This is a genomic window from Collinsella sp. i05-0019-G5 (assembly GCF_042851345.1).
Taxonomy (GTDB): domain Bacteria; phylum Actinomycetota; class Coriobacteriia; order Coriobacteriales; family Coriobacteriaceae; genus Collinsella.
In genome coordinates, this window is the sequence record NZ_AP031421.1 from 874,129 (window position 1) to 899,538 (window position 25,410).

Here is a 25,410-nt window from a genome sequence, read left to right on the forward strand (position 1 = left end):
TTGCGGTGGAATAGTTCCTGCTTGCGGCAGAATAAGGCATCGACAGGAACTATTTCACCGCAACTGAAGGGGGCTGTCGTGGGCCATCGGGATTCATGTGATGATTTGCGTGAGGTTCGTTGGGGCGTTTTGGGCGCTGGACACATTTCGCATCGATTTGCATCGTCGCTCAAGAAGGTCGACGGGGCACGGCTGGTGGCTGCGGCCGCCCGCACTCCTGCACATGTCGAGGAATTTTGCCGAGCGTTTTCGATTGATGTTGCGCATGGCCATGCCTCGGTCGACGATAACGGCGATGCGGCTTATGATGCGCTGATTGCCGACCCCGATGTCGACGCAATCTACTTGGCTCTTCCGCATGGCATGCATGCGCATTGGGTCTGTCGGGCACTGCGCGCGGGAAAGGCCGTACTGTGCGAAAAGCCGGCCGTTTTGAATGAAGAAGAGGCCCATGCGATCGCCTCCGTTTCCCGTGAGTGCGGTGTGCCGTTTATGGAGGCGATGAAAAATCGGTTTTGTCCGATGCGTACTCGCGTGAAGGGCTTGCTTGCGTCGGGCGAGCTCGGCCGTATCGTTTCGATCGAAAGCATGCAAAAACTCGATTATGGTGAGTCCCCTTCGAGTTATCTACTCGATCCGTTGCAGGGTGGCTGTCTATATGACATGGGCTGCTATGCAGTCGGGTGGTTTGAGGATCTGCTTGCGGGCGCGTGCGATGTTTCGTCTCGTGAAGTTCGCTGGCGTGACGTATCGGGCGGCCGCGTGGATTGGGCCGATGAGATCCATATGAGTGTCGGCGGTATACCCATTCATATGGCGTGTGACGGCAAAGCAGCATATGAAAGCCGCTTAATGATTGCCTGCGAGCGGGGCTCGTTGGAAATCGAGCGCCTCCATCGCCCCGAGCTCGCCCATGTGAGGTACTCCGACGGACGAATGCTCGAAGTAAATGCCCCGTTTGAGGTCGATGATTTCTACGGCGAAATCCAGCATGCGACCCAGCTCATCCGGGCGGGGAAACTCGAGAGTCCCGTCATGCCCCTTGCCGCCACACAGCGCTGCGCGCGCATTATCGATGCAATCCGTCTAGCCCTCTAGGACCTGGCGCTGACGCGTGAGGGATCATGACGCCGGCGCCCGTAGCCGTAGTGCTCGGTGCCCCGCATCTCTGATGCCCCTTTTATAACTTGCGGTGGAATAGTTCCTGTTTGCGGCAGAATAAGGCATCGACAGGAACTATTTCACCGCAACTGATGAGGGGGAGCTGGGGATGCTGACGATCGGGTGTCATCTATCCACGACGAAGGGCTATCGGGCGATGGGGGAGACGGCGTTGTCAATTGGCGCCAATACCTTTGCATTCTTTACGCGCAACCCGCGCGGCGGCAAGGCGAAAGACCTTGACATGGATGACGTGGCCGCCCTGCGCGAGCTTATGGAGCAAAACGACTTTGGCCCGCTCGTGGCTCATGCCCCGTATACCTATAACCCCTGCTCCGCTAAGGAGCGGGCGCGCGAGTTTGCCCTGGAGGCCATGGCCGAGGATCTGCAGCGCATGGAAGCGCTGCCCGGCAACTACTACAATTTTCATCCCGGTGCGCATGTGGGACAGGGGGCAGACGTCGGCATTCAGATGATTGTCGACACGCTGTGCCAGGTGATGTTTGAGGGACAGCAGACGACGGTATTGCTTGAGACCATGGCAGGCAAGGGCACCGAGGTGGGCCGTAGCTTTGAAGAACTGGCGTGCATTATCGAGGGCGTTGCCGCCAAGTGCCCAGAGCTGTCCGATAAGCTGGGCGTTTGTTTGGACACCTGCCATGTGAGCGATGCCGGCTACGACATCATCCATGATCTGGACGGCGTACTCGACGAGTTCGACCGCGTGGTGGGTATCGATCGCTTGCATGCCGTACACATCAACGATTCGAAGAACCCTTGTGGCGCCCATAAAGATCGTCACGAGTGCATCGGCAAGGGATACCTTGGCAGCGAGGAATTTGGTGGCGGTATGCAGGTTATGCAGAATATTGTATCGAATGGCCGTTTGTGTTCGCTGCCGTTTATTTTGGAGACTCCGAACGAACTTGCAGGTTATGCAGCTGAAATTAGATTATTAAGGTCATTGCAGCAGTAATGACTGTCACAAAGTAGAGTATTCCATTCACGTTATGGGTTTGTTTCAATCAGTTTTCTCATTGCAGATTCGTAATTCCAGGTGCATAATAGCCAACAGTTTTTGCAGGCCTCTGAATCAAACGAGGTCACCGGAAGGAGACTGATTATGAAGCTCAAGAAGCTTGGCGCATTTGCCGCCACGGGTGCCATGGCGCTCGCCCTCGCACTGACGGGCTGCGGCTCGTCCAACGCCACCTCTGGTTCTGATGCCGGTTCCAGCAGCTCTGACGACGCTAAGGTCGAGAAGGTCGACGGCTCCAAGGAGTACGCGCTCGTCAAGGATGGTACGCTGACCGTCGGCACCTCTGCCGAGTACGCTCCGTTTGAGTACAAGGATGACAACGGCGATTATCAGGGCTTTGACCTTGAGCTCATCAAGGCCATCGGCGACAAGCTGGGCCTGGATGTCGAGTATATCAACAATGACTTTGACACGCTGGTTCCGGGTGTCGCTTCGGGCGCCAAGTATGACGTTTCCATTGCGGCTATCACCGACACGCCCGAGCGTGAGAAGGAAGTCACTTTCTCTGATTCCTACTACATGGACGATCAGGCTATTGTGACCAAGGTCGATAACACCGACATCACGGCCGACAACTACAGCGAGAAGCTCAACAACGCTGACGCTACCATCATCGTCCAGTCTGGCTCGACCGCCGAGGCCTTTGCCCAGGAGAACTTCCCCAAGGCCAAGATTGTCCCCTACAAGGACGCTACCGAGTGCTTTAGCGCTCTGCAGTCCGATAAGGGCGACGCTGTAGTCACCAACCGCTCCGTTGCCAGCCAGCTGACCGCCGAGCAGTTCAACACCTGCCAGACCATCAAGCAGATTAGCACCGGCGAGGAGTACGCCATTGCCATCAACCAGGGCAACACCAAGCTCAAGGATGACATCAACCAGGCCATCAAGGACCTGACCGACGACGGTACCGTCGACGCCCTCATGGCTAAGTACAACATCAAGTAAAATAACTACTTGATTGCGCGCGGGCCCTTTCCGTTTTGCGGAGAGGGCCTTTGCGCTTCTCTTGACGGAGAGCGTTTCCGTCTCGTTTTGCCGGCAACTTCTACGATAGGAGCCACCTTGTCTCGACTGAACAAAGGGGCCGCGGAGCAGCGTTTTCCACTGCCCGCCTTGCTCCAAAAGCTAGTCTGCGTCATGGCCGTGGCGCTCGCGCTGGTGTGCGCGGGGGCATATGCGCCCGCGACCGCCCAGGCGCTTGAGACCGCAAAGATTACCGCCCGACCCAACACCGGTTCGGGCAGCGATGTGGTCGGCGGCACCGAGACGCGCATTACCTGGGAAGTTCAGGCCGATGCCGACGAGGAGCTGAGCGGTCTTTCTTTGACGTTTGTCGACGGCACGACATTTGGTACCGATGACACGCGATTGACGATGCTCTCGGGCGAGGACCTCATGGATCGTACGCCCATGAAACCCACGTGCACGGCTGATGGTCAGACGCTCAAGATCGACTTTGGCGAGACGACGCCTGCCGGCGGCTTTTTCCGTGTCGAGGTTTACGGCGTGACGTTTCCCGTTGAGGGCGGCGATGAGGCCTTTAGCGGCACCTATACGCTCGCCGACGGTTCGACCAAGAAGATTTCAAAAATTCCTTCCGTCGAGATCAAGGGCGTGACGGCCTTCGATAACTTCCTGGCCGATCTTAAGGAGCAGCCGTGGGTCGAGGCCTGGAACTCCAATATGTTCCTGCGCCTGTTCTTGAACCCGGTCATTTTGGTCCAGAGCCTGCCGATCGTCTTTAAGGGCTTCCTTATGTCGCTTTCGATCGTGCTTGTGGCGTTTCCGCTGGCAATTCCCTTCGGTTTTGCCCTGTCGCTCATGCGCATCTCCAAGTCGCGCATCCTGCGTTGCCTCGCCGGCATCTACGTGAATATCATTCGCGGTACGCCGGCGTTCCTGCAGATCTATATCGCGTTCTTCGGTCTGCCGTTGGCCGGCGTCAAGGTGGACGACTATGTCTTGGGCGTTATCGTCATGGCCATGAACTCGTCTGCGTACCTGTGCGAGATCTTCCGTGCCGGTATTCAGTCGATCCCCAAGGGTCAAAACGAGGCTGCCCGCTCGCTGGGCATGAATGCCTTCCAGACGCTGCTCTACGTGATGATCCCGCAGACGTTCCGCAATGTCCTGCCTACGCTGACCAGCGAGTTTATCCTGCTCTACAAGGATACGTCGCTGCTCGCCGCCGTGGGCGTGGTCGAGATCGTCATGAACGCCCGCACCATCGTGGCCACGACGGGCTCCATCACGCCGTATGTGGTTGCCGCCCTGTTCTACCTGGTCATTACGCTGCCGCTTGCGCGCTTGGTGAGTGGTCTTGAGGCGAGGCTTCTGGGGACGGCCGAAACCAAGAAGAAGCGTCCCGCCAAGAGCGCCGGACAGGTCGTCGCGACGCCCGCCGATCACATCGCCGGTCTGTAAGGAGGTCCTATCATGAGCGAAACCAATAACTCGAACGAGGTCGTCGTCAGCATCAAGAACCTCCAGAAGGCCTTTGGCGATAACGTGGTCCTGCGCGATATCGATCTGGATGTGCACAAGGGCGAGGTCGTCGTAGTCCTGGGTCCTTCGGGCTCGGGCAAGTCGACGATGCTTCGCTGCATCAATCGTCTGGAGCATCCCACGAGCGGCTCGATCGTCGTTGAGGGCGTGGACGTGTGCGCCAAGGGCGTCGACCTTAACAAGGTACGTACGCATTTGGGCATGGTGTTCCAGCAGTTCAATTTGTTCCCGCATCTGTCAGTCAAAAAGAACGTCATGCTCGCGCAGCAAAAGGTACTCAAGCGCAGCAAGGAAGAGGCCGAGAAGATTGCCGTCGAGGAGCTGACCAAGGTGGGCTTGGCCGAGCGTATCGACTTTATGCCGAGCCAGCTTTCGGGCGGCCAGCAACAGCGCGTGGCCATCGCCCGCGCCCTGTCGATGAACCCGCACGTGATGCTTTTTGATGAGGCCACGTCCGCGCTCGACCCCGAGCTCGTGCGCGACGTCCTGGGCGTCATGCGCGACTTGGCGCGCGACGGCATGACCATGATCGTCGTGACGCACGAGATGGGCTTTGCCCGCGATGTCGCCGACCGCGTCGTCTTTATGGACGGCGGCGTCATTGTGGAAGAGGGTACGCCGAGCGAGGTCTTCGACCACCCCAAGAGCGAGCGCACCAAGGCGTTCTTGGGCAATATCTCGTAGCTGCTTTGCAAAGCTATCCTTACGGAAAGCGGGGGCTGGATTGATTCCAGCCTCCGCTTTTGTAGGGTGCAGTCGTGTTTTGAGATGGGCCCGATTCGATGAGGCGCGTGGCGCTGCTAGGCCAGCTCGGCTCCGAGGGCCTTGCAGGCCGCCTCGCCCTCATCGTCGGGCGCATCGTAGCAAATGACGGAGTCCACGACGTTGACGCCGGCCTCGTCGGCGTCGGCCTTCCAGTTGTCCATCCACTCGCCCTCGGCCCACGAATAGGAGCCAAAGAGGACGACCTTCTTGTCGCCGAGGGTCTCCTTGACCTCATCCCACATAGGCTGAAACTCGTCATACTCAAGCTCCTCGGAGCCCATGGCGGGGCAGCCGAAGGCGAAGGCATCATATTCGGCGGCCTTGTCGGCGGAGAAGTCGGCGCAGGAGATAGCCTCTGCCTCGGCTCCGGCTGACGTCGCGCCCTCGGCGACGAAGTTGGCCATGGCTTCGGTGTTACCCGTACCGCTCCAATAGACGACGGCAATCTTGCTCATGTTGAGTCCTTTCGGTTGTGCGGCACGCGGCCGCGGTTTATACGTTCTATCGGGTTGCCTGGGCAAGTTGTGCCAGGCTGTAGCCCTGCTGATAGACATAGGTGAGGTATTGCGTGCAGGCGCGATAGGAGTCGAAGGTCGTGAGCGCCTGCTCGACATTCGTGTAGACCTTCCAGGCGCCAAAGACCTTGTAGTTTTCGCCATGCTGGACGATAAACTGATGCACGTCTTCGTAGGGATAGCCCAAAAAGTAGCCAATTTCGTGGGGGAACTCGCAGGTGCAACCCTTATCGCAAGGCCTATCTTGGGCGAGTGCGCAAAGGCTGTCGCCATAAGCGCTTTCTGCGGCATTGCTGCTGGCCTGCGTGATACGCGCGGCGAGATGCACGAGGGATGAGAGCAGGTCGCGGATATCGTAGCCTTCGGCGGCGAGCGCGCTTGCGGCTCGGGGGTCGGATAGGTAGTGCATGAGGTCCGCGGGGCAGTATGCGTAGACGAGCGCCCCACAAGGTCGCCAGACCAAAACGCTCAAGTGGATGCCGAGCGGATCGAGCTCGTGATTGCACTGAGCGATAACGTTGAGCAGACGCGTTCGACGATCTTCGATTGCCGCGGTTGCGCTCGAGCCATCTTGACGGGCGTAGACGCCGGGATAGGTAAAGAGCGAAGCGGGCTTGATGCCCGCGAGCGTGGGGGAGCAGTTGCGCACGAGTGCCGCCTGAAACGTCGGGATATCAATGGTCCGAGTCACGTCGCTCCTTTCGAGTCCTCACTTGTTAACCTAGGAAAACTTATACACGAAAGTAAGCCTAGGTCAACTAAAAAGTAAGAAAAGGGAAACTAATTGATCGAACGGACATGGTTTTGGGTTAAGATGGGGACACCCCATGGGGGTATCTAGATAGGGCTACTTGAAAGGGGAACGCATGAGTGACTTGCTCAACCCTGCGAATCTCATCGTGCTGGCCGTCATTGCCGTCGGCATGTTTTTTGGACTGCGTCGCATTGCCGCTTCGACACACGGGAAGAGTTGTTGCAGCGATGGCGCGAGCGGTAAGAAGGCCAAGAAGGTAGTGGTTGCGGATACCGATCTGTCCCACTACCCCTATAGCGATGAGCTGCTCATCGGCGGCATGAGCTGTGACGGCTGCGCTCAGAACGTGGCCAATGCCCTCAATGCGCTGGACGGCGTGTGGGCAACGGTGACGTATGCGGATCACACGGCACGTGTGCGCTCTAAACAGCCGGTTGATCGTGGTGTTCTCGAGACGGCCGTGAAAGACGCGGGCTACTACGTCATGACGCTGTAAGCGCCGCCCTGGATGCGCTTCCTTGGCTAGGCTCGTCCGCGCAGTTCGATGTCTTGGATGTCGTCGAAGTCGATGGCGATGTCTTTGAGCTTGAGGAGCTTGAAGGCGGGGAGCGCCTCGTCGAGGATGCCGGTGCGGGAGCGATAGCCGTACGTATCGTAATAGGTGACACGAACCAAGTCGCCACGTTTGAGACCCTCGAGCTTTTTAGAAAGTACGAGGGCTTTTTCTTCCGTGAGCTCACGTTTTGGCTCGACGGTGATTTCCTGCTTGCGCACGAGTTCGTAGTATCCCGTGAGGGCGGCAAAGGGCATAAACTGTGCGGCGCGGTTGGCGCGCACGGCACCATTGGCAGTGAGGTTGGGGTCGGCGACGCGGCGTCTGCCCTCGGGGTCCGCCAGGCGCTCGAAGGCGGTCGGCGGGCGCACGGGCTGTTGTTTGGGCTTAGGCACGGTGTCCTCCAACTTGGTCGTTGCGTTCGCGCGCGGTGGCGCCGGCGGTAAAGCTTAATCCCTTGACGAGCGCGTTCTTGCCGTACTTGCCTTTCACGGCCAGGACGGCGCGCGCCAGGTCGCGCTCGCGCTCATCGGCCTCGACATCGCTAAATAGATCGATGGTGGCAAACTCCTCCGGCATGAGGTTGCCAAATCCCAGGTTGATGCGCTTGACCGGTCGTTTGGGATCGACCGTTTGTGCCCAAAGGTCATCGAAATAGCCCATGATCTTCTTAAACGAATTGGTGCGCTCGGGCAGCTTGCGCGAGGCGTTGGAGTGCGCAAAGAGGGCAGCATAGCCACCGCGCGGTTTGCCGCCGTGTTCGCCCACAAAGATGCCATCGATTGCCTGCGCCTCGCGCACCAGACGGCGCCGTTCGTCATCGCGCTGGACGGGCTTGGGTGCACGGGGCGCGAGCTCGGGACCGGCGGTTGCGGTGGGTTCGATACTCGACGTGCTCGAGCGCAGGTGTCCGCAGCCGTCTATATACTGCGCCGTGCCGCTGGCGTCGAGGCGGCGTATGTCGGCGCGCTCGCTTGCGTAGCCCACAAAGAGCGAGATGCTGTCGCAGACCACGTGCTTATCGACCAAGTCCAGTACGGCGGCATCGACCATTTCACGCAAGACGGTGTAGGCCTGCTCGTAGGCATAACCCTTCGAGAGCACCTGCCCTGTGGTGGTCGAGGTCGCTTGCGGGCGATAGGCTTGGATATCGGCGATGGTTGTCGGCTCACGCCCGAAGGCGTGGTCGATCAGATACTCGGCATTGACGCCGAGCTCATCGTAAAGCAGGTTTTCGTCGAGCGCGGCGACGCCCATCAGGTCGTAGACGCCGTACTTTTCGAGACGGGCCGCCACGCCGGGGCCGATGCCCCAGATGTCGGCGATGGGGCGATGGGGCCAGATCTCCTTGCGAAAGGTCTCGTCGTCGAGTTTGCCGATGCGACTGGGCACGTGCTTGGCGGTGATATCGAGTGCTACCTTGGCCTGGAATAGGTTGGGGCCGATGCCGACCGTCGCCGTGATGCCGGTGCGCGCGAGGACCTCGTCGCGCAGCATGCAGGCGAAGTCTTCCGCATCGGTGTGATAGAGGTCCAGATAGGGTGTCACGTCGATAAAGCACTCGTCAATTGAGTAGACGTGAATGTCTTGCGGACTGACGTATTCCAGGTAGATACCGTAGATTTGCGCCGACACCTCCATGTAGTGCTGCATGCGCGGTACGGCCTTGATGTAGTCGATGCCATCGGGAATCTCGAACAGACGGCAGCGGTTGTGGATGCCGAGGTCTTTCATAGCCTGCGTGATGGCGAGGCAGATGGTCGTGCGCCCGCGCGATTCGTCGGCAACGACCAGGCATGTCGTGAGTGGGTCGAGCCCGCGGTCGACGCACTCGACACTGGCGTAGAACGTCTTAAGGTCGATGCAGATATAGGTATGTTGCCCGTGCTCCACCCGTGCCCTCCCATCAAACACATGTTCTTATCGAATACCTGTTCGATAATACCCGCTCGCCCAGACATCGTCAAAACCTGCCGAAAAGGGACAGGTTTGTTTTGGTCGGTTATGAATTGGGTTTTAACGCAGCCCTAAAGAGCGCGAAACAGCTCGGAAAAGCTCCCTTCGTAGCATGAGCCTAACGATCGATACGGCCTACATGCACGGAAGGGTTGTGGGAATGATGGTCAACTATGGGTTTGGTATGCCGACGCGCCTTGTTGCGGATGGAGACGTGGCTCGCTGGTGCGGACGATTGGTTGCCCACTATGGCGGCACCAAGGCGCTGGTCGTGTTGGGCGGCGACAAGCATACGCGCGATGAACTTGTCTCGGCGGCACTTGGCTCGCTTGATCGAGCCCTACTCGAGCGTGTACTTTTCCGCTGCGGCTCGGTTGAGGGTGCCGGGGGAGACGAGCTGATCGACGAAGCCGTGGCCCTGGCGACCGACGAAGGCGTGGACTTTGTCCTGGCGATTGGCGATGCCGATACTGCCAGCTTTGCGCGCGAGCTCGCGCGTCGCATGGCGGCGCTCGATGCCGGCGAAGACGGCTTTGTCCCTTATGGATGCATTGTCTCGGAGGGCAAGGTGCCTGTCGTCGTGGGCGCCGGCGAGGTTCCCGTTTTTGCCATCATCGCGCCCGAGCTGCTGGAGGGCATCGGGTCTCCTCTGCGTGAGTTGCTCGGTAGCGTCTGCGCCGCGGCCTAATATTTGGCATAAAGGGATAGGTTATTTTTGATTGGTAAAGCGTTTGACCTGCCAAATTAAACCTGTCCCTTTTTGGTCGGTTGCCGTTTGGGGGCCGATTGGCAACGCTCGCTGATTATAGTCTTGACCTGCGCTAGAATAGTGGCATCTGAATGTCCGGGCGCATGGAGGCGTGCGCCCGTATGCTGAGGAGGACTCTATGGCAACTGTTGCCGCACCTATCGATGCTACGTCGACTGCCGCTTGGAAGGCGCTCGAGGCCCATCAGGAGAAGCTCGAGGCCGAGGGTATCGACCTCAAGGCCTGGTTCGCCGCCGATGCCGAGCGCGTGAACAAGCTGAGCTTTGACGCCGGTGACCTGCACTTCGACCTGTCCAAGAACCTGGTGACTGATGAGACCGTCAAGCTGCTGTGCGATCTTGCCCGCGAGGTGAAGCTCGAGGAGCGCCGCGACGCCATGTTCTCCGGCGAGCACATCAACACCACCGAGGACCGCGCCGTCCTGCACACCGCGCTGCGCCGCCCGGCAAGCGAGAAGGGCCAGCTCATCGTCGACGGCCAGGACGTCGTCGCCGACGTGCACGAGGTTCTCGACCGCATGTATGCCTTCGCCGAGCGCGTGCGCTCCGGTGAGTGGAAGGGTGTTACCGGCAAAAAGATCGAGCACCTGGTGTCCATCGGCATCGGCGGCTCCGATCTGGGCCCGGTCATGGCCTACGAGGCCCTGCGTCCCTACGCCGACGCCGGTATTGACTGCCGCTACATCTCCAACATCGACCCCAACGATCAGGCAGAGAAGCTCAAGGGCCTCGATCCCGAGACCACGCTCGTGATTATCGTCTCCAAGACTTTCACCACGCTCGAGACCCTCACCAACGCTCGTGAGGTCAAGACCTGGATGCTCGAGCAGCTCAAGGCTCAGGGTGCCATCGACGGCTCCGATGAGCAGAACGCCGAGGCCGTGGCCAAGCACTTTGTCGCCGTTTCCACCGCACTCGAGAAGGTCGAGGCCTTCGGCATCGACCCCGCCAACGCTTTTGGTTTCTGGAACTGGGTCGGCGGCCGCTACTCTGTCGACTCCGCCGTGGGCCTGTCGCTGATCGTCGTGCTCGGCCCCGAGCGCTTCCAGCAGTTCCTTGAGGGCTTCCACGCCATCGACGAGTACTTCTGCAACACCCCGCTCGAGAACAACGCCGTCGCGCTGATGGGCCTGCTCAACGTCTGGTACGTCAACTTCTTCGGTTCCAAGAGCCACGCCGTGCTGCCGTACTGCCAGTATCTGCACCGCTTCCCGGCCTACCTGCAACAGCTCACCATGGAGTCCAACGGCAAGCACGTCCGCTGGGACGGCAGCGCTGTGACCTCCGATACCGGTGAGATCTTCTGGGGCGAGCCCGGTACCAACGGTCAGCACGCCTTCTACCAGCTGCTGCACCAGGGCACCGTGGTGGTCCCGGCCGACTTTATCGCTTTCGCCAACACTGCCAACCCCGCAACCGACAGCGGCCAGGACGTCCACGAGCTGTTCCTGGGCAACTTCCTGGCCCAGACCAAGGCGCTCGCCTTTGGTAAGACGGCCGACGAGGTTCGTGCCGAGGGCACGCCCGAGCAGATCGTCCCGGCCCGCTGCTTTGAGGGCAACCGTCCGACGACCTCGATCTTCGGCGACACGCTGACCCCGTTCGCACTCGGCGAGCTCATCGCCCTGTACGAGCACATCACGTTTGTCGAGGGCACGGTCTGGGGCATCGACTCCTACGACCAGTGGGGCGTCGAGCTGGGCAAGCAGCTTGCCAAGCAGATCACCCCGGCCTTCCACGACGACGCCGCCAAGGCCGAGCAGGACGCTTCGACCCAGGCGCTCATCGAGTTCTATCGCGCTCATCGCAAGTAGTCTTTACGGCTGAGTTGGCTTATGGCTGAAAGGGGCCCGTATCCGTTGGGATACGGGCCCCTTGCTATTTGGATAGGATGGAATGTATCGGGAGGCGCCTCGACGGGCATCGCAATCGTCGAAGGCGCGCCGTTCATGTTTGGGACAATATGACATTTTTCCCGTTGCAAACAGCGCCGCCGTGGGTGTTCTGTATGATGGCTCAGACAAGGTTGTTCAATGACAGGGAGGCATATATGGCAATCAAAGCCATCGCAATGGATATCGACGGTACGCTCACCAACGATCAAAAGGTCATCAGCCCGCGTACGCGCGAGAAGCTGCTCGCGACGCAGGAGTCGGGCATTAAGCTCATCTTGGCTTCGGGCCGTCCCGCATGGGGGTTGCACGCCTTGGCGCAGGAGCTCGACCTTCAAAACCATGACGGTCTGCTAGTTGCCTTTAATGGCGCGCATGTGGTCGACGCTCAGACCGATGAGGTCCTTTTTGACCAGGCCATGCCGGCTGACGAGCTGCACCGTCTGATTGATCATCTGCGCAATTTCGACGTGATCCCTATGATTTCGCTCGGTCGCGATTTGCACGTCGAGGACTCGTACCATTGCATGATCACGCTGCCTGACGGCTTGCAGAAGAATATCGTCAAGTATGAGCGCGATGCGTGCGATCTTAAGATTCGCGAGGTCGAGAGCTTGCATGAGGTCGTGGACACTTATCCCGTGGACAAGCTGCTGACGGCGGGTGATCCGACCTACCTGCAGGCGCATTACGAGGAGATGTATGCGCCCTTTACCCAGACGCTTTCGGGCATGTTTACGGCCGACTGGTACTTTGAGTACACGGCGCCCGGTATCGACAAAGCCCGTGCGCTCGAGGGTGCCCTGCCCAAGCTCGGTATCGATGCCAGCGAGGTCGTCTCGTTTGGCGACGGCCAGAACGACAAGTCCATGATTGAGTGGGCCGGCACCGGTGTTGCCATGGGCAACGCCGTCGATGAGGTTAAGGCAGTTGCCCAGATGGTAACCGCCAATAACAACGAAGACGGTATTGCAGTGGCGCTGGATAAGCTGCTGGGTTAGAATCGCCGATTAATGCATGGTTTGGGCGCCTGCTTGCGGGCGCCCTTTTGTTAGGGAGGGTGCCGTGTCCGCATTTCCGTTCGACGCCGTTATCTTTGACATGGACGGTGTCATTGTCGATACCGAGTATTACTACCTGGGCGAGACTGCCGCGTTTGCCAAGGAGCTTGGGCTTAACCTGACTCAAGAGGAGTTGAATGGGCAAGTCGGTACCTCGCATCAGTTCTTCCTGCATATGCTGGTCGATTGGTTTGAGCGCGCCGGTAAGGGGCATTTCACTGGCGAGGAAGCGTTGGCCCGTTGGGACGAGTGGGCGCATAAGCGTCCGCGCGACTATCAGGCTTTGATTAACCCAGGCGCTGTGGATACGATTCGAGAGCTGCCGCGCCGTGGCGTTCGCGTGGCGCTTGCCAGCTCGTCTCCCATGGATAGCATCGAGGAAGTGCTCAACGCGTGCGGGCTGTCGGATGCCTTTGAGTATGTGGTGAGCGGCGAGCAGTTTAAGGAGAGTAAGCCCGAGCCCGACATCTACCTGCATGCGCTGGACCTGCTGGGGCTGCCCGCGAATCGCTGCTGCTGCGTTGAGGATTCGGTGCCTGGCATCACTGCCGGCAAGCGCGCCGGTCTGACAGTCATCGCCAAGCGCGAGGAGCGCTTTGGCTTTAGTCAGGACGCCGCGGATAAGATTATCGATCAGCTGCCGGACCTGCTGGAACTCGCGTAAGAGCGCGTTAGTTGCGCGTTTTTCGGGTCCGATGAGTAAATACCCGACATTTTGGTGCGACACCTAGCATACTTTAAGCTAATGCGGGCTTAAGGACTTGTTGAATGCCCTTAAGCCCGTTTTAGACGTAATTGCGCTGGGAGAGGGTATATGCCACCGACTGAAGGGCTAACTGACGGTAAAGCAGCGATACCGCTGTACCAACAGGTCATTGATATCATTAAAAACGAAATCAACTCCGGTGCCTACAAGGCAGGTGCGCGGATACCCAACGAATTCGAATTGGCTGAGAGCTATAAAGTTGACCGCGTTACCGTGCGACGCGCTATTGAGGAGCTCGTCCAACAGGGCTATCTAACGAAGCGACAGGGGAAAGGCACGTTTGTCAATGCCCCCAAGCTCAAGCGCAAGATTCGCCAGAAGGATGACGTCCAGAGTTTTTCGGACGCATGCCGCGCTAACGGAATGGAACCGGGGGCGTGTGTCATTTCGAGAAAGATACTGCCGGCGGATTCCACCGAAGCACAGTTCTTTGGTGTTCCCGTTGGAACTGACTTGATTTGCGTTGAGCGCGTGCGTACTGCCGATGGCGTCCCTGTCATGCTTGAGAACAACATATACGTTTACGAGGACAACGCCTATCTATCAACGGCGCCTCTATCTAACCAATCCATTTTTGAGTTCGTGCGCAACCGGACGGGGCGGACGCCTGCGTTTACCGACCCGTGCACGCTCGAGATCGCGTGCGCATCGCCCGAGGTCGCTCGGTTGCTGGCGGTTCCCGTTGGCGAACCCTTGTTTTATATGGAAGCCTTCTTCTTTGATGAGCAGCGGCGGCCGTTTATCATCGGTCGTCAGCGGATCGTTGGGTCTCGCTACGTTTTTGACATCTAGGACATTGCGTATGAAAGCGCCCGGTGGATCATCTCACCGGGCGTTTCCATACCGTTCACGGCGCAAACGCAACCGTTCAACCGCGTTGCGGCAATCAGTTTGAAATTATCTTGATGACGAGAAAAGCTGCTGGTAATCTATAGAACGTCATAGAACGTTTGCCTTGTGCAAGCGTTGAAGCGAGATGCGATGCAGTCTCGAGTTCTTTGGAGGTATCTATGTCAGATACGAAGGCGAAGAAGACAAACAGACGTTTTAAGTTCAAATTACCGCATGTCTATACGATCATGTTCTTGCTGATCGTTGTCTTTGCGGTCCTGACTTGGATCGTTCCCTCTGGTCAGTATCAGCGCAAGACAATTTCGACAGCGGCGGGCGAGCGTGAAGTCGCCGTTGCTGGAACCTATGAACAGGTCGATAAGAACTACACCGATTCCGAGACCGGCGAGACCATCAATCTGGGTCAAGATATCTTCGCGGTCCTGCAAGCGCCCACCAAGGGCATCCAGGAGGCTGCCGATGTCGTTGCGTTCGTCTTATTGATTGGCGGATCGTTCGCAATCATCACCAAGACCAACGCTTTGAATGCCGGCATGAGCCGTGTGATTAAAAAGCTCAAGAACAAGGACATCCTCATCATTCCCATCACGATGACGCTGCTGTCCATTTGCGGCACTACGTTTGGTATGTCTGAGGAAGCCCTACCGTTCTATGCCATCTTCATTCCCATCATGATGGGTATCGGGTATGACTCGATGACGGCGTTTATCATCTGCTTCCTTGGTCCTAACCTGGGATATTGTGCTTCGACCATCGACCCGTTTAATGTTTTGATCGCCCAAGGCATCATTGGTATCGAGGGCAATCCTCAGCTGTGGCTGCGCGCCGTTTCTTGGGTCATCTTCACTGCCGTCGGTATCGCATGGGCCATGCGCTACGCCATGCGTGTAAAGAAAAATCCCGAGTCGTCTATTACGTACGAGGACGATAAGCTCAAGCGTGTTGAGTTTTCTGTGACCGATGCCTCCATCGAGGAAGAGTTCACTATCCGTCAGAAGCTCGTGCTTATCGATTTTGCTTGCGGTATGGGCATCATCGTCTGGGGTCTTGTTACCCAGGGCTGGTACATGAATGAGATTTCCGCCGTGTTTCTTGGCATGGGCTTGCTTGCCGGTATCCTGGGCGGTCTTGACCAGCAGACGATCGCTGAGGAGTTCGTTAAGGGTCTCGCCGACTTTGCGTACGCCGCCATCGTTATCGGTATCGCTCGCGGCATTCTGGTCATCGCCGAGGGCGGCATGATCATCGACACCATCCTCCAGGCGCTCGCTACTGCGCTCGCCGGTGCACCCGCCGCCGTCTACACCACGTTTATGTATATCGTCCTTGGCCTGCTCTCTTTGCTGGTTCCTTCGAGTTCTGGACTTGCGGCGCTCACCATGCCCGTCATGGGTCCGCTGACCGAGCTTATGGGCCTCAATCCCGAGGCTGCCGTTACCGCGCTCCAGTTTGCTAATCAGACCATCAACACTATCAGTCCCGTGGCGGGCATGACGGTCGCCGGCCTTGCCGTGTCTAAGATTTCGTTTGGCCAATGGTGGAAGACCATTTGGAAGTTCTTCATCTTCATGGTCGTGTTTGGCCTGATCGTAACGGCAATTTCTGGCATGCTTCCGGTGTAGGTGGTTGTGATGTCTGATCGTTTGACGGTCCTGACGTCTAAGAGCGTCTTTACCGGTACGGGGGACCTGCCGTTTGAAGGTTTCGTAGCGGTCCGTGGCAATCGAATTGAGGCGGTTGGCACCAAGTGTGAGGTGGCTTCGTATTTGACCCAGGCGGACGAGGTAGTTGATCTGGGCGACCGCACCGTCATGCCTGGCCTGATCGATGTACATACCTTCTATACAGGCTGGGCGCTGCGGACGTTGGGGCCTGATCTGTCCGGCATCGCTGATGCCAAAGAGGCCGTGCCGCTCTTGCGTGCATGGAAAGAAGATCATCCGGATTGCGCGGCGGCTTTTGGCCACAACCTGCCCGAAACGTTGGCATCGGATGCCGAGAACGCAAATACGGCAGCTGTGTTTGACGACTGTTTTGGCGATATCCCTGTCGTCTGCTTTACACCGGGTGCGGAGACCTGCGTTCTCAATGCTGCCGCCAGTGCGCGATACGGCTTCACACCCCAGGCGTGCTATGCCGAGAAGATCTGGCGCATGATGAGCGATTTCCTCGCGCTGCCCGAGGTACGTGCGGGGTATTCGGACTACATGAGCATGCTTAACGAGCGCGGCGTTACCGCCATCAAGGAGATGACGTATGATGACTACTACGGTTTTGCCGACGAAATGGCTCGCCGTGAGGAATCTGGTGAGCTGACGGTTCGCGTCTCTATGATGTCGCAGCCGGTGGGTGCCGGTGCAAATCTGTCATATGCTCGCGAGGCACGAGAGCGCTTCCGGGGTCCGTTCGTTCGTTTTTCTGGCTTCAACCGCATGACCGATCGCGGCGTATGGGCGGGGCTTGCCGAGATGATTGACCCCTATGAGGACACGGCCGATGCGGGCGCTGCCGGCAAGACGGTTGTCGAGGAGCCCGAGTGGGATCTGATTGAGAACGAGCTGCGCGCAATTGATGCTGACGGCTTCCGATATTCCTTGCATTGCCAGGGCGATGGCGCCGTTCGTCGCACCGTGGCGCTCTATGCCTCGCTGCCTCGAGACGAGCATGGACGGTTGCTTCGCCGCCATGCGATTACCGATCTCGAGAACTCTGATCCGACCGATCTTGTCGAGTTTGGCAAGTTAGGTGGAATTTGCGAGGTCTATCCGCAGATTTTGACGCTGGACCGGCGCGAGGATTGCCTGTCGATGATGCGTCGACAAATTGGCGAGACGCGACTTTTGCACAGCTGGAATCGCCGCGGCATGGAAGATTCTGGATGCACGGTATGCTGTGGTACGGATTTGCCGCTGCTGATTCCGAGCCTGGGCGAGTCAATCTACAGCGCGTGCGGCGGATACTTCGACGATGGACTGCCCGTGAATGAGGCCAACGCGCTAACACTTGTCGAGCTCTTGCGCGCTTGGACTGCCGGGGGCGCGTACGATCTGATGCGCGAAGACGAGCTGGGTACGCTCGAGGTCGGCAAGCTTGCCGATATCTGCGTGCTCGATCGGGATGTGTTCGACCTCGATTATCGCGACGCACGCGATCTTTTGGTTGATATGACGATGTCGGACGGACAAATCGTGTTCGATCGAAATAAGGAGGCATAAGATGTCTGAATCCAAACCGACGCTGCGCCGCGAACAGATTGCGGGCATGAATATCCACTACATCATGTGGTCGCTCGATTACTTCCTTGATGTGCAGCAGCGTTTGGGCTTTGAGTCCATTGAGCTGTGGTGTGCAGAGCCGCATGTGACACTCGACCATACGGGCTACTTTGAGGCTGAGGTCCTGGCGAAAAAGGCTGCAGACCGTGGGCTTAGGTATCGTACTCTGTGCCCCGAGAATGTTTGCTATCCTTGGCAGTACTGCGCACGCAAACCGCTGCATAAACAGCGCAGCCTGGCGTACTTTAAGCACGGCATTGAGCTTGCCGAGGTACTTGGGTGCGACCGTATGTCCGTCAACTCGGGCTGGGGCGACTGGGACGAGGACCGCGAGGAAGCCTGGAAGCGCAGTCGCGAGCACTTGTCCATTCTGGCGGAGTATGCCGGCGAGCACGGTCTGGTGCTTACGATGGAAAGCCTGCGTCCCGAGGAGAGCAACCTTGTGACGACGGTTTCCGATGCGAAGCGCATGATTGACGAGGTCGCGAGCCCGTACTTACAGCCCATGGTTGATACAACCGCGATGGGCGTTGCGGGCGAGACGCTCGAGGACTGGTTTGCCGCCTTTGGTGATGGGGCAATTCACGAGATGCACTTTATCGACGGCGACCCGTATGGCCATCTGGTGTGGGGCGATGGCAAGCACGATATGGACGCCTTCGTCGCCACACTCAACGCCCATGGTTTCGACGGCATGCTGGGCCAGGAAATCACGGACGGCCGTTACTACGATGACCCAGCGGCGGCAGATGCCAAGAACATGGCCGCATTCGAGAAATATCTGATTGACTAAAACAACTATCGGCTACGCAACCAACGTCATTGATTGCGGGCCAAACAAGAAAGGAACTGGATATGAACGCACACGATCTGATCAAAGAGGCAATTGCCGAGAAGGGCAAGTTCGACAGCGTCTACTGGATTGCTTGCGGTGGCTCCATGATCGATTTGATCCCGGCTCATGAGCTTCTGCAGCGCGAGGCAACCACCTTCACTTCGTATATCTATACGGCTCGCGAGTTCGATATCATGCGTCCGCGCCGCTTGGGTGAGAAATCCCTGGTCATTGCCTGCAGCCACAGTGGCAACACCCCCGAGGTCGTCGAGGGCTGTGAGATCGCCCTTGCCGCCGGCGCTACGGTGATCGCCCAGACCGACAACGCTGGATCCAAGATTGACTCCGGCAAGTGGACCACGTGGGTCTACCCGTGGGGCGAGGGTGTGCCGCAGGCCGAGGTCCCCGCTGGCATTTCGCTGTCGCTTGCGGCAGAGCTGCTCGATCAGCAGGAGGGCTACGTCGATCTTGCCGATATGTATGCCGGTATCGCCGAGATGGATAAGATTCTTCCCCCGGCACGCGAGAAGGTAAATGCCGAGCTGGGCGATCGTTTTGCCAAGCTTTGCCAGGAGCATGAGTTCTTCTATATTCTGGGCAGCGGTCCCAACTTTAGCCAGACCTACGGTTTCGCTATCTGCTCTCTTATGGAGATGCAGTGGCAGCACTGCAGCTACATCCACTCTGCCGAGTACTTCCATGGCCCCTTCGAGGCTACTCAGGATGGCGTTTTTTACTTCCTGCAGATGGGCTCCAGCGAGTGCCGTGCTATGGACGAGCGCGCCCTGGCGTTCCTTAAGACGCATACCGATACGCTGATGGTGCTCGATGCCAAGGAGTACGGTATGGAGGCCGTGCCGGCGAGCGTCCGTGCCTATCTGGACCCGGTGCTGTTCTACTCCATGAACTGCGAGCTGCGTGCCGCACGCGGCAAGGTGTTTGACCATGATCCCGATTTCCGTCGCTACATGGGCGTCGTCGAGTACTAGAAGGGTAAACACCATGGCATTTAACGTCAACGCGCTCGGATTTGGCGACAACGTCGTCGATCGCTACGAGCATATCCACACCATGTATCCTGGCGGCAACGCGGTGAACTTCGCCGTTTATGCCAAGAAATGCGGTGCCGCACGCTCCGCATACATGGGCATTTTTGGCAATGACGCCGCTGCCGAGCATGTCATTGCAAGCCTCGATGATGAGGGTATCGAACTTGACAAGTGCGAGCAGATGATTGGCGAGAACGGAGCGGCTCGCGTGACCGTCGTTGACGGTGACCGTGTCTTCCTCGGTTCCAACGAGGGCGGTATCCGTGGCGATGCGCGCTATGTCCTCGATCGCTTTGACCTTTCGTACATGAAGCAGTTCGATGTGGTTCATTCGGGCAACTATTGCTTTACCGAGCGCGAGCTGCCCAAGTTGAAGGTTGCGGGCGTCACGGTCTCTTTTGACTTTTCGGACGACTCTACCGACGAGTACTACGAGCAGATTGCGCCCTACGTCGATTTTGCTTTCTTTAGTGCGGCGGATGCCGCGAGTGAGGACGAGATTCGCGAGCGTCTGGCATGGGTGAAGGGCCTGGGTCCGCGTTTTGTGTCGGCTACGGCGGGCGCCGAGGGCTGCATTGCTTACGACGGCGAGCGTTATTACCGCCAGCTGGCTAAACCGGTAACGGACATGAAGGACACCATGGGGGCGGGCGACTCGTTCCTCACCTCGTTTTTGATGTGCTATCTCGATTCCGCCAAGCGTGGTGAGGATGGCGCCGAGGCCATCGAGCGCGCGCTCGATTTTGCTGCCGGGTTTGCCTCGACCGTGTGCGGCATGGAAGGTTCTTGGGGCCACGGAGCACCAATCGTCGAATAGCTTAAGAAAGCGTACGGCGGTCTGGCTATGAGGCCTTGGACAGCCGATGCAAAACAATAAGCGAAACGCGAAAAGGGCGCTCGTTATGTGGTGGGTCCCCTTTTGAACATTGGAGAAAAGTATGGGTATTAAAGCGTGTGCGGCTGGTTTTTGCTGCGCGGACGTCTATCAAAACATCGGCGTGTTCTATCCGACTGGTAACGGCATTGACTGGGGTATCCATCTTGCGCGAATGGGCGTTTCGGTATCCGCCGTGTCGGTTGTCGGCAAGGACGAGTACGGAGACAAGATGAGGGAGGCGCTGGCCGCCGAGGGGTTCGATATCTCACACCTGCGGGTGGAGGATGGCGACACCTCGGTGATGCTCATGGCATTGAAAGACGGCGTTGATCGTGTGCATCTCGAGGCAATCGATGGCGTAATGGAGACATATCGACCGAATGAAGACGACCGGGCGTTTATCCTAGAGCATGACATCATTCATACTGACCTGTTTGGCAATTGTTTGGACCTCCTGCCCGAGTGGCATGATGCGGGCAAGATGGTGGTTATGGACTTCTCGGTGTTCAGCCAGGATCCCGAATATGCCTGCGAGAATCATTTTCCCTACGTTGACTACGCATTTATGTCGTTTGAAGATGACACTCCGGAGCTGCGAGACTGGGTACGTCACGCGCAGGAATTGGGGCCGCGCGTTGCGGTTGCCACGCTTGGAGAGAAGGGAAGCATTGCCTATGACGGTGAGCGCTTCTATGAGTGCGGGATCGTACCGGCGGAGAAGGTCGTTAATACCGTGGGTGCCGGCGACTCGTATATCGCCGGGTTTACCAAGGGCGTGATCGATGGCCTTGATATTCCGGCGTGTATGAAGGCGGGCGCTGAGCTGTCGTCCCGAGTGATTGGTTCGTTTGAGCCGTACTAGGGTCAAATGTCTGGAAAGGAGTACGAAATGGTTATCGACATGTTGGTCCATCCTATGCTCTACGGCGAGATCTGTACGCCGGGTGATGAGCCTGATGGATTCGGTTTTTGGTCACGAGAATATGGTATGGGGCATATGGGCCCCATGGATTGGGATGAGCTTCAAGTCGAGATGGGCGTCTGCGATGTGCAGAAGAGCGTGCTCATGCCGCTCGATGTAACCACGGCATGCGGAGGGCACTTTGGCACCAATGACCAGATTGCCATGCTGGTTGCCGCACATCCCGATCGCCTGTGGGGATTTGCGAGCGTAGACCCGCAGGTGAGCGGTGCCGCAGACGAATTGGAGCGCGCCTTTACCGAGTTGGGGGCAAAGGGGCTTTGCCTGCATCCGGCAAAGCAGGGTTTTGCCCCCGATGATGCTGTGGCCGAGCCGCTTTACGAACTGTGCGAGCGCTATAACAAGCCGGTGGTTTTCCATGCCGGTATGTCTTGGGAGCCGGGCGCAGAGCTCTCGCGCAGTAACCCGCTTGCATTTGAGCACACAATCGCAACGCATCCAAATGTGCGTTTTAGTTTGACCCATTTTGGCTGGCCCTGGGTGCGCGAGACCGTGGCGATGCTGCTCAAGTATCCCAACTGCTATGCGGACACCTCTATCACTTACATCGATTCGCCCGAGGAGATGATGCAGCGTCTTTTCACGGTCGATATGGGGCCGCTGTGGTATGAGCGCGCGCTATCGCACCAAGTGATGTTCGCCAGCAATACGCCGCGCTTCCGTGCATTCAAACTCAAGCGGGCACTCGATACCGTGCCCATGCGCGATGATGCGCGAGAGAGGCTCTACTGGGGTAATGCCCTGCGTTTTCTTGAAGGGGATGAGTGAACATGGTGACGCTCGAGACATTGAGCTATCTATCGACTGCTCCGGACCAGTTCATCGATATTACCGAGGACGTGCACGCTGCCATCGAACGCAGCTCGGTGACGAATGGCTTGGCGGCGATTATTTTGTCGCATACGACCTGCGGAATCGTGGTAAACGAGGGGCTGCCTTGCGTGGAGACGGATCTTATGGAGACGCTTGATCGCATCGCCCCACTCGATGCCCCCTATGCGCATGCACACTTCCTGCCGAGCTATGGAGCCACCGGTAACAACTCCTGTGGGCATATCAAGAGCATGATTAGTGGAAACAGTTGCTTCTTTCCCGTCCAAGATGGCCACATCGTGTGCGGAGGTGCCCAGAACATCTATCTTGCGGAGTTTGACGGTCCGCAGAAGCGAAAAGTGTACGTCGAGGTGCTGGGGGAGTAACGTCCCTGCAATGACCCTAAGAAGGAGCACGTTATGTCGTTTCTAACCTCGATGTTCAAGACCGAAAAGCCGGTTATCGGAAGGCTCTGTTGGACCAGGATTGACATTCCGCCCCATCATCTTCTTGCGATTGCGCAATGGTCGCCCCCTTGTCGGATTTGAATCCGGCAAGGGGGCGATGCGCCCGAGACCGGACGAGTTGCTCGCCTGGCCCTGCCGTTTCACGCCGACCTGCCGGCTATCTCGCCGTCTCCTCGTCGGGCTCCGGCGTCCTGACCCTCATCTCGAACGGCATTCCGCCCTCCCGGACGAGCGCCCTGAGGAACGCGTTGACGGCGGTGGATATGGACAGGCCGAGCTCGTCCAGGATGGCCGTGGCCTCCCTCTTGACCTCCGGGTCGATGCGGATCGTCGTGGCCGGTATGTTCGACGGCATGGCCTCACCCCTCCTCGTGTATCGCGGTGCGACCTGTTAGCGTCAATCTATTTTTCACCAGTTTCGCTAAACAGGCGCGCCGTTCGCGCAAAGGCGGTTTCACCGGTTGCGCTAACTTGGATGCAGGCTATCGCCGACGTATGCGGGCGCGAGGTCTCGGTTGCCAAGGTTACGGTGGGCGCATGCTTCGGTGATGCCATCATGGCATCTCTCGCAGGTGGCGCCTATGCATCATGGGATGAACTCGCCCAAGTCCTTGGCGTTGCACAAACAATCGTGCCCGATATGGCTGCCCACGAGCTATATGCGTCGCGCCGTCATATCTTTGACGAATTGTATGCACGCAACCGTGATCTCATGCACGAATTGGTGTAATGCTGCCGAATTGTACTGCCTGCCAATAGGGACTGCGTTGTGCGATTCGCATGTCCCTTGGCATTTTTGCCCACAGGGGTTAGCGAAGGTCAAAAACAGAGTGCGCAGTTGCTAAAACTACCGACTCGATGCGCTTTGCGTCACAGTTTTTGAGTGAGGCAATGTGCATCGAGGTCCTTGCGAGCGATCTGATGAGCGATTGCACACTTGTTTCTGTGTTTGGCTCGGCCGGCGCATCGGTCTCGAGCAGTAGACGGTCGAGTGGAATCTGTCGGGCAAATTCGCGACCGCGCTTGGTGGCGAGCATACGCTCGTTCACGGAAAAATAGCAGCCTGCGTTTCGCGCACGGACGAGTTCGTCCGAAGTGCCGCTAAACCAGTGGAAGATGATAACGGGGGAGTCGGAGTTTGGGATGAGTAGTCCATGCGATTCGAGGACGTTCAGTACGGTTCCCGCCGAACGAACGGCGTGAATTGATATCACGCGCCCGGTAAGAGGATGCTGCACGAGCGCATCGCAGAGCCGGTCAAATGCCTGTATTTGTAGCGGCTCACTTCCAGCAAAGCGCGCGGAAAAGTCGAGTCCGACTTCGCCGATATAGCGCTCTTGGGCAGCAACTTCGCAAAGCAGATTGATTTCAGCGTTGCCACATCGTCCGTCGGCGAGCCACCAGGGATGGAGGCCGATGCCGGCAAAGTTATTTGAACGGCCGCACGCGCGCTTCTTGGCGCGTGCAAAGTCGTGCGGATCGACGCCGCAGTCAAATAGAATCAGGCCCAGCGCCGTTGCCTCATCGGCAACGGCGTCCGGGTGAGCCATTAGATCAAGATGGCAGTGTGCATCAAATAACCGGGACTCCATCTCGGCGCGCTCCGCTAGTCTAGGCGCTGGCCATCGGCGCGCACGCGCTCGGTGCCGCGGCCACTGATCTGACGGATAACCTCGCCGGCGATCATCTGGCCCATGATGGGCGGCATAAAACTGGCAGTCCCCAGCTCGGTGCGCTCGTGGATGTTGGAAGGATCGCGGGGCTGTGTCTTAACCGATTCCTCGCAGCTAAACAGTACGTGTAGGCTCTTGATTCCGCGCTTCTTACATTCTTTGCGCATAATGCGGCTCATGGGGTCACGTACCGTATCGAAGATGTCGGCAAAGCGGAGGCACTCGGGATGGAGTTTGTTGGCCCCGCCCATGGAGCTAACCAAACGGATGTCATGGTCCTGAGCATATTTGGCAATGGTGAGCTTGGCCGAGATGGTGTCGATGGCGTCGACGACGTAGTCTAGCTTGCCACCCGTCTGCTCAGAAACGCTCGCGAAGAACTCGTCGATGTTGTCGCTCAGCAGGTATTCGGTGCGCTTGATAACGCTGGTGGCGGGATTGATGTCGTGGATCATGGCTTCCATAACATCGACCTTGCGCTTGCCGACGGTGCTGTGAAAGGCGATGGCCTGGCGATTAATATTGCTGGGCGCGATGATGTCCTTGTCCAGAATGACGAAATGACCAATGCCGCCACGGGCAAGTGCCTCGCAGCAGTTAGAGCCCACGCCTCCGCAGCCGAGAATCAGCACCGTGGCGTTGGCGAGCTTGTCGAGTGCCTCGCGGCCCATGATGATCTCGAGCTTGGTGTCGCGTGTCTCGACGAGTGCAGCAGTTTCGGTCATAGATATCCTCCGATGGGGAAGCTGTCGTGTTTTAGCTATCGCCATTATAGGTATTATCGCGATTCCATTTGAACCCTCGGGGTTTGTTGAAATGAGACCAGGATTCGCATAAGATGAAGCAGATGGC

The 25,410-nt window shown here is 58.0% G+C and carries 27 protein-coding genes; 20 read left to right on the forward strand and 7 right to left on the reverse strand.

Annotated features, from left to right (window positions below; all coding sequences use genetic code 11):
* Positions 1 to 78 precede the first annotated feature (78 nt).
* The 5 genes from ACGHIZ_RS03900 to ACGHIZ_RS03920 all read left to right on the forward strand — a co-directional run bounded on the left by ACGHIZ_RS03900 (position 79) and on the right by ACGHIZ_RS03920 (position 5,389).
* Positions 79 to 1,098, forward strand: coding sequence for a Gfo/Idh/MocA family protein (locus tag ACGHIZ_RS03900; RefSeq protein ID WP_390449281.1), 1,020 nt, complete (start codon positions 79 to 81; stop codon positions 1,096 to 1,098).
* A gap of 172 nt (positions 1,099 to 1,270) precedes the next feature.
* The gene (locus tag ACGHIZ_RS03905) at positions 1,271 to 2,137 is read left to right on the forward strand and encodes a deoxyribonuclease IV (RefSeq protein ID WP_117848784.1); all 867 of its coding nucleotides are present in this window, start codon (positions 1,271 to 1,273) and stop codon (positions 2,135 to 2,137) included.
* A 147-nt stretch (positions 2,138 to 2,284) separates the two neighbouring features.
* On the forward strand, positions 2,285 to 3,145 hold the full coding sequence (locus ACGHIZ_RS03910; RefSeq protein WP_195239157.1) for an ABC transporter substrate-binding protein: 861 nt from the start codon (positions 2,285 to 2,287) through the stop codon (positions 3,143 to 3,145).
* A gap of 117 nt (positions 3,146 to 3,262) precedes the next feature.
* The gene (locus ACGHIZ_RS03915) at positions 3,263 to 4,624 is read left to right on the forward strand and encodes an ABC transporter permease subunit (protein ID WP_390449285.1); all 1,362 of its coding nucleotides are present in this window, start codon (positions 3,263 to 3,265) and stop codon (positions 4,622 to 4,624) included.
* 12 nt (positions 4,625 to 4,636) lie between these two features.
* Complete coding sequence (locus tag ACGHIZ_RS03920; protein ID WP_055251428.1) at positions 4,637 to 5,389, forward strand: amino acid ABC transporter ATP-binding protein; 753 nt, start codon at positions 4,637 to 4,639, stop codon at positions 5,387 to 5,389.
* A 116-nt stretch (positions 5,390 to 5,505) separates the two neighbouring features.
* Here the strand turns inward: ACGHIZ_RS03920 and ACGHIZ_RS03925 are convergent, their stop codons facing one another.
* Positions 5,506 to 5,925: a flavodoxin gene (locus ACGHIZ_RS03925; protein ID WP_118226545.1), complete on the reverse strand. Its 420-nt coding sequence runs from the start codon at positions 5,923 to 5,925 to the stop codon at positions 5,506 to 5,508.
* A 46-nt stretch (positions 5,926 to 5,971) separates the two neighbouring features.
* A complete protein-coding gene (locus ACGHIZ_RS03930) occupies positions 5,972 to 6,676 on the reverse strand; it encodes a DUF3793 family protein (protein WP_118226543.1) in 705 nt (234 codons plus the stop codon).
* Positions 6,677 to 6,851: 175 nt separating this feature from the next.
* On the opposite strand from ACGHIZ_RS03930, the gene ACGHIZ_RS03935 reads away from it, so the two are divergent.
* Entirely contained in the window at positions 6,852 to 7,235 is a 384-nt protein-coding gene (locus tag ACGHIZ_RS03935; RefSeq protein WP_390449290.1) for a heavy-metal-associated domain-containing protein, read from the forward strand.
* Positions 7,236 to 7,261: 26 nt separating this feature from the next.
* Here ACGHIZ_RS03935 and ACGHIZ_RS03940 read toward each other — a convergent pair whose 3' ends face one another.
* Both ACGHIZ_RS03940 and ACGHIZ_RS03945 read right to left on the reverse strand, forming a co-directional pair.
* The gene (locus ACGHIZ_RS03940; protein ID WP_271759673.1) at positions 7,262 to 7,687 is read right to left on the reverse strand and encodes a hypothetical protein; all 426 of its coding nucleotides are present in this window, start codon (positions 7,685 to 7,687) and stop codon (positions 7,262 to 7,264) included.
* The gene (locus ACGHIZ_RS03945) at positions 7,680 to 9,185 is read right to left on the reverse strand and encodes a DNA repair protein (RefSeq protein ID WP_390449293.1); all 1,506 of its coding nucleotides are present in this window, start codon (positions 9,183 to 9,185) and stop codon (positions 7,680 to 7,682) included. Before ACGHIZ_RS03945 ends, ACGHIZ_RS03940 begins: the two co-directional genes overlap by 8 nt.
* Positions 9,186 to 9,360: 175 nt before the next feature.
* On the opposite strand from ACGHIZ_RS03945, the gene ACGHIZ_RS03950 reads away from it, so the two are divergent.
* The 13 genes from ACGHIZ_RS03950 (at position 9,361) to ACGHIZ_RS04010 (ending at position 22,804) form a co-directional block, all read left to right on the forward strand.
* A complete protein-coding gene (locus ACGHIZ_RS03950; protein WP_347499836.1) occupies positions 9,361 to 9,936 on the forward strand; it encodes an iron-containing alcohol dehydrogenase in 576 nt (191 codons plus the stop codon).
* Positions 9,937 to 10,135: 199 nt separating this feature from the next.
* Positions 10,136 to 11,830 (forward strand): glucose-6-phosphate isomerase, encoded by a 1,695-nt coding sequence (gene pgi / locus ACGHIZ_RS03955; protein ID WP_117564424.1) that lies wholly within the window; start codon positions 10,136 to 10,138, stop codon positions 11,828 to 11,830.
* A 236-nt stretch (positions 11,831 to 12,066) separates the two neighbouring features.
* Entirely contained in the window at positions 12,067 to 12,909 is an 843-nt protein-coding gene (locus tag ACGHIZ_RS03960; RefSeq protein ID WP_117803851.1) for a Cof-type HAD-IIB family hydrolase, read from the forward strand.
* A gap of 64 nt (positions 12,910 to 12,973) precedes the next feature.
* Positions 12,974 to 13,633 carry an HAD family phosphatase gene (locus ACGHIZ_RS03965; RefSeq protein WP_311774750.1) on the forward strand — a complete coding sequence of 220 codons (660 nt, stop codon included), beginning with the start codon at positions 12,974 to 12,976 and terminating at the stop codon, positions 13,631 to 13,633.
* A 150-nt stretch (positions 13,634 to 13,783) separates the two neighbouring features.
* Positions 13,784 to 14,527: a GntR family transcriptional regulator gene (locus ACGHIZ_RS03970; RefSeq protein WP_390449299.1), complete on the forward strand. Its 744-nt coding sequence runs from the start codon at positions 13,784 to 13,786 to the stop codon at positions 14,525 to 14,527.
* Between the two features lie 218 nt (positions 14,528 to 14,745).
* Positions 14,746 to 16,209 carry a YfcC family protein gene (locus ACGHIZ_RS03975; RefSeq protein WP_161194911.1) on the forward strand — a complete coding sequence of 488 codons (1,464 nt, stop codon included), beginning with the start codon at positions 14,746 to 14,748 and terminating at the stop codon, positions 16,207 to 16,209.
* Between the two features lie 9 nt (positions 16,210 to 16,218).
* Positions 16,219 to 17,802 (forward strand): amidohydrolase, encoded by a 1,584-nt coding sequence (locus ACGHIZ_RS03980; RefSeq protein ID WP_390449303.1) that lies wholly within the window; start codon positions 16,219 to 16,221, stop codon positions 17,800 to 17,802.
* Between the two features lies 1 nt (position 17,803).
* Positions 17,804 to 18,655: a sugar phosphate isomerase/epimerase family protein gene (locus tag ACGHIZ_RS03985; RefSeq protein ID WP_390449306.1), complete on the forward strand. Its 852-nt coding sequence runs from the start codon at positions 17,804 to 17,806 to the stop codon at positions 18,653 to 18,655.
* Between the two features lie 62 nt (positions 18,656 to 18,717).
* Positions 18,718 to 19,686: an SIS domain-containing protein gene (locus ACGHIZ_RS03990; RefSeq protein ID WP_390449309.1), complete on the forward strand. Its 969-nt coding sequence runs from the start codon at positions 18,718 to 18,720 to the stop codon at positions 19,684 to 19,686.
* Positions 19,687 to 19,699: 13 nt separating this feature from the next.
* Entirely contained in the window at positions 19,700 to 20,563 is an 864-nt protein-coding gene (locus tag ACGHIZ_RS03995) for a PfkB family carbohydrate kinase (protein ID WP_390449312.1), read from the forward strand.
* A 121-nt stretch (positions 20,564 to 20,684) separates the two neighbouring features.
* A complete protein-coding gene (gene frlD / locus ACGHIZ_RS04000) occupies positions 20,685 to 21,485 on the forward strand; it encodes a fructoselysine 6-kinase (RefSeq protein WP_390449314.1) in 801 nt (266 codons plus the stop codon).
* Between the two features lie 27 nt (positions 21,486 to 21,512).
* Positions 21,513 to 22,373 carry an amidohydrolase family protein gene (locus ACGHIZ_RS04005; protein WP_390449317.1) on the forward strand — a complete coding sequence of 287 codons (861 nt, stop codon included), beginning with the start codon at positions 21,513 to 21,515 and terminating at the stop codon, positions 22,371 to 22,373.
* A 2-nt stretch (positions 22,374 to 22,375) separates the two neighbouring features.
* Positions 22,376 to 22,804 carry a secondary thiamine-phosphate synthase enzyme YjbQ gene (locus tag ACGHIZ_RS04010; protein ID WP_117786627.1) on the forward strand — a complete coding sequence of 143 codons (429 nt, stop codon included), beginning with the start codon at positions 22,376 to 22,378 and terminating at the stop codon, positions 22,802 to 22,804.
* Between the two features lie 238 nt (positions 22,805 to 23,042).
* Here the strand turns inward: ACGHIZ_RS04010 and ACGHIZ_RS04015 are convergent, their stop codons facing one another.
* On the reverse strand, positions 23,043 to 23,240 hold the full coding sequence (locus ACGHIZ_RS04015; RefSeq protein WP_390449320.1) for a type II toxin-antitoxin system RelB/DinJ family antitoxin: 198 nt from the start codon (positions 23,238 to 23,240) through the stop codon (positions 23,043 to 23,045).
* A 120-nt stretch (positions 23,241 to 23,360) separates the two neighbouring features.
* Between ACGHIZ_RS04015 and ACGHIZ_RS04020 the strand changes: the two genes are divergently transcribed.
* Positions 23,361 to 23,615: a hypothetical protein gene (locus ACGHIZ_RS04020; RefSeq protein ID WP_390449323.1), complete on the forward strand. Its 255-nt coding sequence runs from the start codon at positions 23,361 to 23,363 to the stop codon at positions 23,613 to 23,615.
* Between the two features lie 79 nt (positions 23,616 to 23,694).
* Here the strand turns inward: ACGHIZ_RS04020 and ACGHIZ_RS04025 are convergent, their stop codons facing one another.
* On the reverse strand, positions 23,695 to 24,477 hold the full coding sequence (locus ACGHIZ_RS04025) for a TatD family hydrolase (RefSeq protein WP_390449325.1): 783 nt from the start codon (positions 24,475 to 24,477) through the stop codon (positions 23,695 to 23,697).
* A 14-nt stretch (positions 24,478 to 24,491) separates the two neighbouring features.
* Positions 24,492 to 25,283, reverse strand: a complete 792-nt coding sequence (locus ACGHIZ_RS04030; protein WP_390449327.1) for a ThiF family adenylyltransferase — start codon at positions 25,281 to 25,283, stop codon at positions 24,492 to 24,494.
* Positions 25,284 to 25,410 lie beyond the last annotated feature (127 nt).

What these genes read in the sequence shown, in the direction of transcription:
- ACGHIZ_RS03905 (WP_117848784.1), top strand. Translation starts at nt 1,271, where the DNA reads ATGCTGACGATCGGGTGTCATCTATCCACGACGAAGGGCTATCGGGCG.
- ACGHIZ_RS03910 (WP_195239157.1), top strand. Translation starts at nt 2,285, where the DNA reads ATGAAGCTCAAGAAGCTTGGCGCATTTGCCGCCACGGGTGCCATGGCG.
- ACGHIZ_RS03920 (WP_055251428.1), top strand. Translation starts at nt 4,637, where the DNA reads ATGAGCGAAACCAATAACTCGAACGAGGTCGTCGTCAGCATCAAGAAC.
- ACGHIZ_RS03925 (WP_118226545.1), bottom strand. Translation starts at nt 5,925, where the DNA reads ATGAGCAAGATTGCCGTCGTCTATTGGAGCGGTACGGGTAACACCGAA.
- ACGHIZ_RS03935 (WP_390449290.1), top strand. Translation starts at nt 6,852, where the DNA reads ATGAGTGACTTGCTCAACCCTGCGAATCTCATCGTGCTGGCCGTCATT.
- ACGHIZ_RS03950 (WP_347499836.1), top strand. Translation starts at nt 9,361, where the DNA reads ATGAGCCTAACGATCGATACGGCCTACATGCACGGAAGGGTTGTGGGA.
- pgi (WP_117564424.1), top strand. Translation starts at nt 10,136, where the DNA reads ATGGCAACTGTTGCCGCACCTATCGATGCTACGTCGACTGCCGCTTGG.
- ACGHIZ_RS03960 (WP_117803851.1), top strand. Translation starts at nt 12,067, where the DNA reads ATGGCAATCAAAGCCATCGCAATGGATATCGACGGTACGCTCACCAAC.
- ACGHIZ_RS03970 (WP_390449299.1), top strand. Translation starts at nt 13,784, where the DNA reads ATGCCACCGACTGAAGGGCTAACTGACGGTAAAGCAGCGATACCGCTG.
- ACGHIZ_RS03975 (WP_161194911.1), top strand. Translation starts at nt 14,746, where the DNA reads ATGTCAGATACGAAGGCGAAGAAGACAAACAGACGTTTTAAGTTCAAA.
- ACGHIZ_RS03980 (WP_390449303.1), top strand. Translation starts at nt 16,219, where the DNA reads ATGTCTGATCGTTTGACGGTCCTGACGTCTAAGAGCGTCTTTACCGGT.
- ACGHIZ_RS03985 (WP_390449306.1), top strand. Translation starts at nt 17,804, where the DNA reads ATGTCTGAATCCAAACCGACGCTGCGCCGCGAACAGATTGCGGGCATG.
- ACGHIZ_RS03990 (WP_390449309.1), top strand. Translation starts at nt 18,718, where the DNA reads ATGAACGCACACGATCTGATCAAAGAGGCAATTGCCGAGAAGGGCAAG.
- ACGHIZ_RS03995 (WP_390449312.1), top strand. Translation starts at nt 19,700, where the DNA reads ATGGCATTTAACGTCAACGCGCTCGGATTTGGCGACAACGTCGTCGAT.
- frlD (WP_390449314.1), top strand. Translation starts at nt 20,685, where the DNA reads ATGGGTATTAAAGCGTGTGCGGCTGGTTTTTGCTGCGCGGACGTCTAT.
- ACGHIZ_RS04005 (WP_390449317.1), top strand. Translation starts at nt 21,513, where the DNA reads ATGGTTATCGACATGTTGGTCCATCCTATGCTCTACGGCGAGATCTGT.
- ACGHIZ_RS04010 (WP_117786627.1), top strand. Translation starts at nt 22,376, where the DNA reads ATGGTGACGCTCGAGACATTGAGCTATCTATCGACTGCTCCGGACCAG.
- ACGHIZ_RS04015 (WP_390449320.1), bottom strand. Translation starts at nt 23,240, where the DNA reads ATGCCGTCGAACATACCGGCCACGACGATCCGCATCGACCCGGAGGTC.
- ACGHIZ_RS04020 (WP_390449323.1), top strand. Translation starts at nt 23,361, where the DNA reads ATGCAGGCTATCGCCGACGTATGCGGGCGCGAGGTCTCGGTTGCCAAG.
- ACGHIZ_RS04025 (WP_390449325.1), bottom strand. Translation starts at nt 24,477, where the DNA reads ATGGAGTCCCGGTTATTTGATGCACACTGCCATCTTGATCTAATGGCT.
- ACGHIZ_RS04030 (WP_390449327.1), bottom strand. Translation starts at nt 25,283, where the DNA reads ATGACCGAAACTGCTGCACTCGTCGAGACACGCGACACCAAGCTCGAG.